The sequence below is a fragment of the Streptomyces gottesmaniae genome, from assembly GCF_031845845.1.
Lineage (GTDB): Bacteria > Actinomycetota > Actinomycetes > Streptomycetales > Streptomycetaceae > Streptomyces > Streptomyces akebiae.
On sequence record NZ_JAVRFJ010000001.1, the window covers coordinates 537,114 to 548,420 of the forward strand.

11 protein-coding genes and 1 pseudogene are annotated in these 11,307 nt (G+C 69.9%); 8 read left to right on the forward strand and 4 right to left on the reverse strand.

Going from position 1 to position 11,307, the window contains the following annotated elements:
- Nucleotides 1–44 precede the first annotated feature (44 nt).
- A complete protein-coding gene (locus RM704_RS02335) occupies nt 45–278 on the forward strand; it encodes a hypothetical protein (protein ID WP_033527618.1) in 234 nt (77 codons plus the stop codon).
- Between the two features lie 9 nt (nt 279–287).
- The gene (locus RM704_RS02340; protein WP_311588995.1) at nt 288–809 is read left to right on the forward strand and encodes an amidohydrolase family protein; all 522 of its coding nucleotides are present in this window, start codon (nt 288–290) and stop codon (nt 807–809) included.
- 66 nt (nt 810–875) lie between these two features.
- Here RM704_RS02340 and RM704_RS02345 read toward each other — a convergent pair whose 3' ends face one another.
- Nucleotides 876–1,649, reverse strand: coding sequence for an IclR family transcriptional regulator (locus RM704_RS02345; RefSeq protein WP_033527617.1), 774 nt, complete (start codon nt 1,647–1,649; stop codon nt 876–878).
- A 115-nt stretch (nt 1,650–1,764) separates the two neighbouring features.
- On the opposite strand from RM704_RS02345, the gene RM704_RS02350 reads away from it, so the two are divergent.
- The 6 genes and pseudogenes from RM704_RS02350 (at nt 1,765) to RM704_RS02375 (ending at nt 7,921) form a co-directional block, all read left to right on the forward strand.
- The gene (locus RM704_RS02350) at nt 1,765–2,838 is read left to right on the forward strand and encodes a cupin domain-containing protein (RefSeq protein WP_052146047.1); all 1,074 of its coding nucleotides are present in this window, start codon (nt 1,765–1,767) and stop codon (nt 2,836–2,838) included.
- Nucleotides 2,835–3,665: a fumarylacetoacetate hydrolase family protein gene (locus RM704_RS02355; protein WP_033527616.1), complete on the forward strand. Its 831-nt coding sequence runs from the start codon at nt 2,835–2,837 to the stop codon at nt 3,663–3,665. The genes RM704_RS02350 and RM704_RS02355 overlap by 4 nt, the downstream gene beginning before the upstream one ends.
- Entirely contained in the window at nt 3,662–4,387 is a 726-nt protein-coding gene (locus RM704_RS02360; protein ID WP_052146046.1) for a maleylpyruvate isomerase family mycothiol-dependent enzyme, read from the forward strand. Before RM704_RS02355 ends, RM704_RS02360 begins: the two co-directional genes overlap by 4 nt.
- 16 nt (nt 4,388–4,403) lie before the next feature.
- Nucleotides 4,404–5,492, forward strand: a complete 1,089-nt coding sequence (locus RM704_RS02365; RefSeq protein WP_033527752.1) for an FAD-dependent monooxygenase — start codon at nt 4,404–4,406, stop codon at nt 5,490–5,492.
- A gap of 22 nt (nt 5,493–5,514) precedes the next feature.
- Nucleotides 5,515–6,229, forward strand: a pseudogene (locus tag RM704_RS02370) (thiamine pyrophosphate-dependent enzyme); the annotation flags it as partial.
- Nucleotides 6,230–6,262: 33 nt separating this feature from the next.
- Complete coding sequence (locus RM704_RS02375; RefSeq protein WP_033527615.1) at nt 6,263–7,921, forward strand: NAD-dependent malic enzyme; 1,659 nt, start codon at nt 6,263–6,265, stop codon at nt 7,919–7,921.
- Between the two features lie 107 nt (nt 7,922–8,028).
- Here the strand turns inward: RM704_RS02375 and RM704_RS02380 are convergent, their stop codons facing one another.
- The 3 genes from RM704_RS02380 to RM704_RS02390 all read right to left on the reverse strand — a co-directional run bounded on the left by RM704_RS02380 (nt 8,029) and on the right by RM704_RS02390 (nt 11,291).
- Nucleotides 8,029–8,934, reverse strand: a complete 906-nt coding sequence (locus RM704_RS02380; RefSeq protein WP_033527614.1) for an RNA polymerase sigma-70 factor — start codon at nt 8,932–8,934, stop codon at nt 8,029–8,031.
- Nucleotides 8,931–10,142, reverse strand: coding sequence for an NAD(P)/FAD-dependent oxidoreductase (locus RM704_RS02385; protein ID WP_033527613.1), 1,212 nt, complete (start codon nt 10,140–10,142; stop codon nt 8,931–8,933). The genes RM704_RS02380 and RM704_RS02385 overlap by 4 nt, the downstream gene beginning before the upstream one ends.
- A gap of 846 nt (nt 10,143–10,988) precedes the next feature.
- Entirely contained in the window at nt 10,989–11,291 is a 303-nt protein-coding gene (locus tag RM704_RS02390) for a DUF2218 domain-containing protein (protein ID WP_033527612.1), read from the reverse strand.
- Between the last annotated feature and the right edge of the window lie 16 nt (nt 11,292–11,307).

Below are 11,307 nucleotides of genomic sequence, written 5' to 3' on the forward strand. Positions count from 1 at the left end.
GATCGGGCCGGTTCCCCTGCCCACCCAGATCCAACGACGCCCTGGTGTTCTCCATCAACCCCGCCGTGCCCTTCGGCGGTCGCGGCGACAGCGGCTACGGGCGCAAGCAGGGCGAGGAAGGACTCCGGGAGTTCGCCTACCCGCACTCCTTCACCGCCAAGACCGGCCCCGCCCAGATCTCGGCCACCACCTTCGGCAGGCCCCCGGGCGCGATGGCGGGAGCCCTCGCCGGTGTGCGCGACAGGATCCTGACCGAGGGCGACAAGAAGACCGCCTGACCAACCGGCGTGTGGGCCGAGCTGGAGCGCCTCGGTGTGACGTTGTATCTGCATCCGGCGGTCATCCCGGCCGACAACTGGCATGTCTTCGACGGGTATCCCGTGCTGGTCGGGCCGTCCTGGGGGTGGACCGCGACGGTGGGCGCCCATGCGCTCCGGCTGATCTACGGCGGTGTGTTCGACGAGTTCCCGGGCGCGTCGGTGATGTTGGGGCACATGGGTGAGCTGCTGCCGTTCCAGATGGCCCGGCTGGACAGCCGCTACCCGCAAGTGCCCGCCGGGCAGCGGGTGCAGCATCTGCCGTCGTACTACCTGCGGAACAACGTGTACGTCACCACCAGCGGAGTCATGTCGCATGCCGCGCTGCTGGGGGCCGTCCATGCCGTGGGTGTCGACCGGGTGCTGTTCTCCATCGACTACCCGTTCGAGTCCAGTGCCGAGGCGGTGGGATTCCTGCGCTCCGCACCGTACGCACCGGCCGACCTCGCGCGCATCGCACACGGCAACGCCGAGCGTGTTCTGCGACTGTGAGCCAAGCCCTCTCCACGCCACGGCGCGCGCCACCAGCAGCTTGACGGTGGCGTGCGCCGCTGCCGTTCACAGGCTTTGACCGATGTCCCGCGCGGTCGTGAGCAGGGCTTGGGACAGTTCGGTGAGCCTTGCGCGGGTGCAGCGGACGGACGGAGCCGCCACGACGACGGCGGCTACGGCGGTGCCCGCGCGGTCGCGTACACACGCGCCGACGGCGTGCACTCCGCGCTCGCTCTCCTGAAGATTGAGGGCGTAGCCGTGGCGGCGCACGGACACCAATTCGTTCATCAGGCTCTCGAAGTCCTTGGGAGTTCTGGCCTGGTCCTCGGGGAGTCCGTTGGGGTAGAGGGCCCGGAGCCGGTCGGTCGACAGTGCCGCGAGCATGGCCTTGCCGCCCGAGGTCACGTGGGCAGGCAGGAGTGTGCCGGTGCGGTAGCTGACACGCAGCGCCTGGGGGCCCTCCACGCCGTCGAGGAAGCGGCTGCCGTTGCCCTCGAGAACCATCAGGTGGGTCGTCTCCCGGACGGCGTCCGCCAGTCGTCGCAGGTGGGGATGGGCGATGGTGATCAGGTCCGGGGGAGGAGCCGCCTGGCTTCCCCTGATCGCCCGCAGAGCGGGACCCGGCCGGTAGACCTTGTGGCGGTCCTGCATGGCGAATCCCTCGAAGACGAGCATCGCGAGGATCCGGTGAGCGGTCGAGCGCGCGACGCCGAGCCGGTCGGCGACGTCCATCACGCGAAGCTCGTCGAGCTCGTGCAGCAGCCGGACGACGCGCAGGGCATTGCCGGCGGCGCTCACCGGATATGAGGGGCTGGGCGAGGGACCACCTGAATTCTCCATAGAGGAATCCTACCCTTCAAGGATTCCGGTGAGGGGAAACGGTACGTAGCGTCGGGGACAGCGCGGAACGATCCGCGCTTACGGCGGTCGCCGTAGACACGACGTGGAGGTTTCCGTGACCGACACCAGCGAGCAGACCGAGCGCAAGCTGCTCGACGAGTTGTACGCGGACTTCGAGGACGCGGGCCTGATCCCGCTGTGGACGCAGGTGGACGGCCTCATGCCGATGTCGCCGCAGCCTGCCGCGGTCCCGCATCTGTGGCGGTGGGCGGAGCTGCTGCCCATCGCGCAGCGCTCCGGAGAGCTCGTGCCGGTGGGGCGTGGCGGCGAGCGCCGTGCCATGGCCCTGTCCAACCCCGGCCTCCCGGGCCTGCCCTACGCCACTCCCACCCTCTGGACCGCGATCCAGTACCTGGGTCCGCGCGAGGTAGCCCCCTCGCACCGGCACAGCCAAGGGGCCTTCCGGTTCGTCGTCGAAGGCGAAGGCGTGTGGACCAACGTCGACGGGGACGCGGTGGCGATGCGGCGGGGCGACCTGCTGCTCACGCCGAGCTGGGCCTTCCACGAGCACCAGAACGTCACCGATGAGCCGATGGCCTGGCTCGACGGCCTCGACATCCCGCTGGTCTCGAAGCTGGACGCCGGCTTCTTCGAGTTCGGCCCCGACGCGCTCTCGACCCGCGAGACCCCCGCGCGCTCGCGCGGCGAACGGCTGTGGGGGCAGCCCGGCCTGCGTCCGATCAGTCGGCCCGACCAGCCCAACTCCCCGCTGAACGCATACCGCTGGGAGCACACGGACGCCGCCCTGACCGCCCAGCTGGAGTTGGAGCAGGAGGGCGTACCCGGCGTCATCGAACCCGGGCACGCCGGCGTCCGCTTCTCCAACCCCACCACCGGCAGGGACGCCCTGGTCACGATGCGCACCGAGATGCGCCGCCTGCGGGCCGGCACACAGACCGCCCCGGTACGCACGGTCGGCTCCGCGGTCTGGCAGGTGTTCGACGGCGAGGCGGTCGCCCACGTCGGCGACAAGGTCTTCGAGATCGCCAAGGGAGACCTGTTCGTCGTCCCGTCCTGGTGCGAGGTCTCGCTGTCCGCCCGCACTCAGGTCGACCTCTTCCGTTTCAGCGACGAGCCCGTCTACGAGGCCCTGGGCCTCGCCCGCACCTCCCGAGGAGAACACAAGTGAAGCTCGCCACCATCCGGGTCAACGGCACCACGCGCGCCGTCCGCGTCGACGAGGACAAGGCGGTGGACCTCGGCGAGAGCGACCTGGTGGCCTTCCTGCGCCACAGCGACTGGGCCACGCGTGCCGCGGCCGCCGACGGTGAGACGTACGAAGGCGCCCTGGACTACGCCCCGCTCGTCGTCGCGCCGGAGAAGGTGGTGTGCGTCGGCCTCAACTACCGCACCCACATTCTGGAGATGGGCCGCGAACTCCCCTCGCACCCCACGCTGTTCTCCAAGTACGCGCGAGCGCTGGTCGGCGCGTACGACGAGGTGACCCTGCCCGCGTCCGCCACGCAGATGGACTGGGAGGCCGAACTCGGCGTCGTCATCGGAGCCGAGGTCCGGCACGCCGACACGGAGCAGGCGCGGGCCGCGATCGCCGGGTACACCGTGCTCAACGATGTCACCGCCCGCGACTGGCAGTACCGCACGACCCAGTGGGACCAGGGCAAGACCTTCGAGGCGACGACTCCCATCGGGCCGTGGCTGGTGACCGCCGACGACCCCGCGGTCTCCGCCCAGGGCCTGAGCCTGACCTGTGAGGTCGACGGCGACACCGTCCAGAAGGCCGACACCGGTGACCTCGTCTTCGACCCGGCCGCGCTGGTCGCCTACCTGTCCGAGATCATCACCCTCGTGCCCGGCGACGTGATCGCCACCGGCACTCCGGGCGGCGTCGGCCACGCCCGCAAGCCCGCCCGCTATCTGCAGGACGGATCACTCCTCGTCACCCGGATCGAGGGGATCGGCGAGACCCGCAACACCTGCCGCCGGGAGACACGGTGAGCGCACGCCCGGCCGCGATGCTGGAGTGGGCGGCCAAGGGCACGGCGGTCTTCGAGGCCGCCGTGCACTGGCTGACCGACTTGGGACTCACCAGGCACTCGTACCTGCCGGGCTGGAGCAGGGCCCACGTCGTCGCCCATGTCGCCCGCAACGCCGACGCCCTCGTCAACCTGCTGAGCTGGGCGCGTACGGGTGTCACGACGCCCATGTACACAAGTGGCGACCAGCGTGCGCGCGAGATCGAGGAGACTGCCCGGTGGCCGGCCGAGAAGCTGCGGGCGGAGCTCCTCGCGGCCGACAGCCGTCTCGCCACGGAACTCGCCACACTTCCGGAAGAGTGCTGGGCGGCGACCGTCCGTACCGCGCGAGGCCGTGAGGTGCCCGCCTCCCAGGTGGCCTGGATGCGGGTGCGCGAGGTATGGATCCACTCCGTCGATCTGGACATCGACACCACCTTCGACCACATCCCGCACGGGGTGTGCGACGCGCTCCTCGACGATGTGACGGCCGCCTTCCGGGCCCGCCTCGACTGTCCCCCCGTCCAACTGCGGGCCGAGGACAGCGCCCGCACCTGGCTCCTGGGTGCGCCCGACGGCACGGAGCCGGTCGTGGTGAGCGGTGACCTGGCCAGCCTGGCCTCCTACGCGACCGGGCGCCCCGTGCCCGGTCCCCTGTACTCCGCCGGCGGGGGATCCCTGCCGAAGCTGCCCGCGTGGCTGTGAGCGCGAAGGAAAGACGATGAAAGTTGCCTGCATCGGCGCAGGTCCCGGCGGATTGTTCTTCGCCACCCTGCTGAAACGGAGCCGGCCCGGCACCGAGGTCGTGGTCTTCGAACGCAACCGCCCGGACGACACGTTCGGTTTCGGGGTGGTCTTCTCCGACGCCACCCTCGACGCCCTCGACGCCGCCGACCCCGTCCTCAGCGAGGCACTGGACAAGCACGGCCGGCACTGGGACGACATCGAGGTCCGCGTGCACGGCGCCCGGGAGCGCGTCGGCGGCATGGGCATGGCGGCCGTGGCCCGCAAGACGCTGCTGAGCCTGCTGCAGGAACGGGCCCGTGCCGAGGGCGTCGAGATGCGCTTCCAGCACGAGGTCCGCGATCCCGCCGAACTGGACGTCTTCGACCTCGTCGTGGTGTGCGACGGTGCCAACAGCCGCTTCCGTACCCTGTTCGCCGACGACTTCGCACCGACCGCCGAGGTGGCGAGCGCGAAGTTCATCTGGTTCGGCACCACTTACATGTTCGACGGGCTCACCTTCGTCCACCAGGACGGCCCCGACGGTGTCTTCGCCGCCCACGCCTATCCGATCAGCGACTCGTTGAGCACCTTCATCGTCGAGACCGACGCCGACTCCTGGGCCAGGGCCGGTCGGGACACCTTCGATCCGTCGACCCCGCCGGGCGCGAGCGACGAGAAGACCAAGAGCTACCTGGAAGACCTGTTCCGCGAGCAGATCGACGGGCACCCGCTGGTCGGCAACAACTCCCGCTGGGCCAACTTCGCCACCCGCAGGGCCAGTTCGTGGCGACGCGGGAAGTGGGTGCTGCTGGGCGACGCGGCGCACACCGCGCACTTCTCCGTCGGGTCCGGCACCAAGATGGCCATGGAGGACGCGGTCGCGCTGGCCGAGGCCATGGGGGAGGCGTCACGCAGCGTGCCGGAGGCGCTGGACCTGTACGAGGAGCGCCGCCGCCCCAAGGCCGAGAGGATCCAGAACTCGGCACGGCCCAGCCTGTCCTGGTGGGAACACTTCGGTCGCTACGTCCGCTCCTTCGACGATCCGACCCAGTTCGCCGTTTCTGCGGCGCCGAACGTGACGTGAGAAACCACCGCACCGGTCACGGGACCATTCCTACCTCGACCGTATGCTGCGCCAGCACGCCAAGTCTGTGGAGACGGTGCCCTCCGCCTACACCCGGGACGAACTCGTCGGGCGAGGAAGCCGTGTTCAAACGTTGACACCGGTATGTCCAACGTGTGGGCGGCGCCCTGTCCGACGCCCAACGGGCGGCTCCGGGTGATCGGTTCGTTCTGGCACTGCACCGCACCATGGCCAACGTGTTGCCGCACGCCATCGGCGCGCAGTTCGCCGACCCGGGACGCCAGGTGATTTCGATGTCCGGCGACGGGGGACTCGGCATGCTGATGGGAGAGCTGCTCACACTGAAGTCGCACGATCTGCCGGTGAAGACGACTGTCTTCGACAACTCCTCCCTCGGGATGGTGAAGCTGGAGATGCTGGTCGAGGGAGTGCCCGAGTACGACACGGACCACGGGCCGGTGGACCGTGCGGCGCTCGCCCGTGGCGCGGGCATCGAGGCGATCCGCATCGAACGGCCCGAGGACGTGGTCGGCGGCTTCGAGCGGGCGCTCGCCCACGAGGGCCCGTTCCTGGTCGATGTGGTGACCGACCCCGACGCGCTGTCGATCCCACCGCACCTCTCGGCCGCACAGGTGAAGGGATTTGCCTTCGCGGCGGGCCGCACCGTGCTCGACGGAGGCGTCGGCAAGATGCTCGACCTGGCCCGCGCCAACCTGCGGAACCTCCCTCGCCCCTGAAACCCGTCGGCCCCATCCTCCGTGAGGAACGTCATGACATCGACCAGCCCAGCCCATGCCCGAGGGACGGCCCTGCTCGCCGACCCGCTGCTCAACAAGGGCACCGCCTTCAGCCCCGAGGAGCGCGGCGAACTCGGCCTCGACGGACTGCTGCCACCGGCCACGGAGAGTTTGGAGGAGCAGGCGGATCGTGCGTACGAGGCGTTCCTCGGGTACGACAAGCCACTCAACCGGCACATCTACCTGCGCCAGCTCCAGGACACCAACGAGGTGCTGTTCTACGCCCTGCTCACCCGCCACCTGGAGGAGATGCTGCCCGTCGTCTACACCCCGACGGTCGGCGAGGCCTGCCGCCGCTTCAGCGAGATCTACCGCAGGCCGCGCGGCCTGTTCCTGACGTACGAGGACCGGCACCGCTTCCGGGAGATCCTGCGCAACCGCCCGGGCGGCGAAGTCGACGTCATCGTCGTCACCGACGGCCAGCGCATCCTGGGCCTCGGCGACCAGGGCGTCGGCGGCATGGGCATCCCCATCGGCAAGCTCAGCCTGTACACCGCCATCGGCGGCATCCACCCCGCACGCACCCTCCCGATCCTCCTCGACGTCGGCACCGACAACGAGCAACTACTGGCGGGCGAGCACTACCTCGGTCGCAGGCAGCACCGGGTCACCGGCGCCGCGTACGACGAGATGATCGAGGACTTCGTCTCCGCCGTCGAGGCCGAGCTCCCCGGCACCCTGCTCCAGTGGGAGGACTTCGCGACCGCCCACGCCCGTCCGATCCTCGGCCGCTACCAGGACCGGCTGCTCACCTTCAACGACGACATCCAGGGCACCGCGGCCGTGGCTTTGGGCGCACTGAGCACCGCCACGAAGGTCGCGGGGGCGAGCCTGACCGACCATCGCATCGTGGTCCTGGGTGCGGGTTCGGCGGCGGTCGGGGTGGCCGACATGATCCGTACCGCACTCGTGGAGCAGGGCCTGTCCGAGCAGGAGGCGGCCGATCGCTTCTGGTTCGTCGACATCGACGGCCTGCTGGTGCGCTCCCGCACCGAACTCACACCCGAGCAGCGGGTCTACGCGCGCGACGACGCGGAGGTACGACAGTGGGGTGCGGGCACGCTCGACCTGGCGCGGGTCGTCGGTCAGGTGAAGCCGACGGTGCTGATCGGGCTGTCCACGGCTCACGGTGCCTTCACCGAGGAGATCGTGCGGACGATGGCCGGCGCCTGCGACCGTCCGGTGATCCTGCCGCTGTCCAACCCGACTTCGAACGCCGAGGCCGATCCCGCCGACCTCGCCCGCTGGACCGACGGCCGGGCTCTGATCGCCGCCGGCTCGCCCTTCCCGCCGCTGAAGGTGGACGATCGCGAAGTGCCGGTCGCGCAGGCCAACAACGTCTACGTCTTCCCCGCCGTCGGCCTCGCGGTCACCGCCTGCCGGGCCACCCGGGTGACCGACCGCATGATGGTGGCGGCGGCCCGGGCCGTGGCGGAGTGCGCGGTGCGGGCGGGCTCCGACGGGGCGACCCCGCTGCTGCCTCCGCTGGCGAGCATGAGGGACGCGGCTCGCGAGATCGCCTTGGCCGTGGCGCAGTCCGCCGTCGAGGACGGCATCGCACCCGAGGCCACGGAAGCCGAGCTGCGCGAAGCGATCTCGAAGGCGCAATGGACTCCGCGGTACGCGTCCTGAACACCGTGTCGTGCCCCGCGCCGACTACTGAGAACGGTCAGGCGCCGGCGGAGACTCGTACTGGCCGACCCTCGGTTGCCGTCCGAGGGTAGTTCCCGCCCAGCTGCTCACCGCGTCGCGACGTCGTGGGCGGTGCCATCCGTGATGGCCTGGAGTTTGTCGGGGTTGGCGACGTTGTGGATGGCGGTGATACGACCGTCGGCGTCGAAGTCGAAGGTGACAGTGGCGATCACCCGGTCCGGGGCGCTGAACACGATGCCCGGGCCGCCGTTGATCTCGACGAGTTCGGCGCGCATGTCGGCGGGCTGGACGCCCTGGTAGGTGACCGTGCCGATGGCCGCGAACCACGAGGCCACCGTCTGGGCTCCCACGACCGGCTTGAGCGCCTGACGGACCTTGCCGCCGCCGTCGGTCCACAGGGTGACGTCCGGGGACAACAGTTCCATCAGGGTGTTGATGTCACCACCGGTCGCGGCGGAGAAGAACCGCTCGGTGACCTCGCGCTGCCGAGAGTGGTGGGCGGCGAACCGGGGCCTGCGGGCCCGTACGTGCTCACGCGCACGGTGCGCGATTTGTCGTACCGCCGCCTCGGACCGTTCCACCGCCTCCGCGATCTCGGCGTGGCTGAAGCCGAAGACCTCCCTCAGCACGAAGACCGCGCGCTCCAGCGGGCTCAGCGTCTCCAGCACCACCAGCATCGCCATCGACACCGACTCGGCGTCCGTGACGGCGTCGGCGGTGTCGCTGCTGGTGAGGATGGACTCGGGCAGCCAGGGGCCGACGTAGGTCTCGCGCTTGTGCCGGGTGGAACGCAGGTGCTCCAGCGCCAGGTTGGTCACGATCCTCGTCAAGTACGCCTTGGGATCGGCGACTTGCGATCGGTCGGCGGACGACCACTTGATCCAGGCGTCCTGCACCGCGTCCTCGGCGTCCGCCGCGGAGCCGAGGACGCGGTAGGCCACGGAGAACAGCAGCTTGCGGTATTGGTGAAAAACCTGCTGGTCGGCGCTCACTCGGCACCCTCGGCGACGCGGGTGAAGCGACCGCCGTGCGGCCAGAACGCGCCCGAGGCCGGCATCTTCTTCATGCGGCCGAAGGTCGGCCAGGGCGAGGCAGTCACCGTCTCCTTATACCGCGCCGCCATCCGGCCGGTCAGATGAATTCGTCGCGGCCTGTTGTCGGGGCGGGTGAACTGCACGACGGCGTCGTGCCGGCCCAGGCTCACCGGAGTGTGGTAGTAGCCGAAGCGGAACGGCTTGGGCCGCTTGCCCTTCAGCGTGCGGACGATCGACACCGCGGCGTGCACGCCGGTCGGCATTCCGCCCTGGCAGGTGCCGTGCATGACGCCGTAGCCCTGGCGGATCGCTGCGGCGTCACCGATGGCGTACACATCGGGGTGCGACACCGAACGCAGCGCGGTGTCGGTGACGATACGGCCGCGTTCGTCGACAGCCAGTCCGGCGGCGGCTGCCAGCGGCGACACCCGCGTACCGCTCGTCCACAGGACGACATCGGCGGCGACGCTCTCCCCGCCCGCCAGTTCCACCGACCCGGGCAGCACCTTCACCGCCTCGACGCCGCTGCGCACCCGGACGCCGAGGCGGTCGAGCGCCGACTGCAGGTACGTCCTGGCCTTCGGGTTCATGGCCGCACCGGGTTCGTCCCGGCCCAGCAGTACGACCTTCAGCTCCGGGTGCCGCTCGGCGATCTCCGCAGCCGACTCGACGCCGGTCAGCCCGCTGCCGGCGACCACCGCCGTGCCGCTGCCGAGCCGCGCCAGCCGGTCGGCCAGAACCTCGGCGTCCTGGGGGCTGTCGAGGGTGTACGCGTGGTCGTCCACACCCGGCACCGCGGTCATGTCGGCCACGCTGCCCAATCCGTACACCAGCGTGTCGTAGTGCAGGACTTGGTCGTCGTCGATCCGCACCGTCCGTGCGTCCGCGTCCACCGCTGTCACCCAGCCGCGCACGAACTGTGCACCCGTCCCCTCCAGCAGCTCCGGAATGCTCAGCTCGGCGAGCTGCTGCCCAGTCGCCGTCATGTGCAACCGCAGCCGCTCGGTGAACCGCTCCTGCGCGTTCACCAGGGTCACCTGCACGTCCACGCGCCGCCTGACCCGCATCGCGAGCTGGATCGCTGCGGACATGCCCGCATAACCCGCGCCCAGGATCAGAACGCGGTGGGTGGTGGTCGCCGTGCCGGTTTCGTGCTGTGCGCTCATCGCTTTGCCTTCCTCCGCTCGCTGTTGACGACCAGTGGATGGAAGCTGTGAGCCAGTCCGTGACATGAGGCCGATGTGATGCGCGCCACAGTTGGCTTGGGGGTGCGCCTCCTGGTTGAACACGCAAGCAACTGGAGCGAAGAGGAGCGGGCATGAACCGTCCGACAGGCCGGGCGTCAGCAGTGACGGCACGTGGATCTCGACACCATGGTGGGCACGGAGGTCGTCCTGCCCCCACAGCTTCCGCCCGGCTCGCCAGAGGCGAGCCGTGACAACAGCCCTGCTCAGGTCGACAAGGGCTCATGCGCTGTGGTGCGTCATGTGCGGCGATTGCGGGCGGCGTCGCGGGCGTAGGCGTAGGCGGCGGCTGGTGAGCATGGTGGGGTTTGGGGGCGGGTGCCCAGCTGGCCGTATTTCCTGCAGAGGTGAAGGGGTACCAAAGGTTGTCCTTGGCCGAGCCGGATCTGTACGCCGCGGGAGAGATCCGTGATTCGGTTGTCCGTGATGTCGAGGGTGGTGGTTGTGCAGCCGTGGTGGGCGGCGAAGAGACGGGTGGCTTCCTGGGTCTCCTGGGGGTCGGCCGGGCCGGGGTGGAGCGCGACGCGTACCCCGCTCTGGCCGCCGAAGGTGAAGGCCGCGCGCGGCCGTCGCGGTTCGGCCGTGCGCAGGCCGCCCCGGGTGGCTACGGCTCCTTGGTCTGCTGGTGGTGCAGCGGCAGCAAATCGCTGACCTGCGGATGTCAGTGCGGTGGAGATTCTGCCTGGACCGCTGGCCCCGGAACGGCCAGGATCTTGACTGATCCAGACCTTGGGGCGCTGCGGCTCCGTCGGGTCGGCGTGGTGCCGGTCAAGCACGGTCCCAGAGGACCCGAAGTCCCTCGTCGGCGGCGAATCGTTCGAGGTGTACGGCGATGACATGCCGGACCTGGGACAGGGCGTCCTCGTCCGGACCTGTGGCGGCGAGGTGCAGGGCCGTGTCGTCGTACGTCATGGCGCAGGAACCGCCTGCGAGGAGCAGGGTGATCGTGTCGCCGTCGTGCACCACCTCGCACTTGCGGCCCAGGTGGGAGGCGAGCTGCTTGCGCCACCGTTCGCCCCGCAGGGTCGGTACGTCGGCGTCGGACCGTAGAGTCGTCTTGTGCGAGGTCATGGTGTTCTTCCTGTCT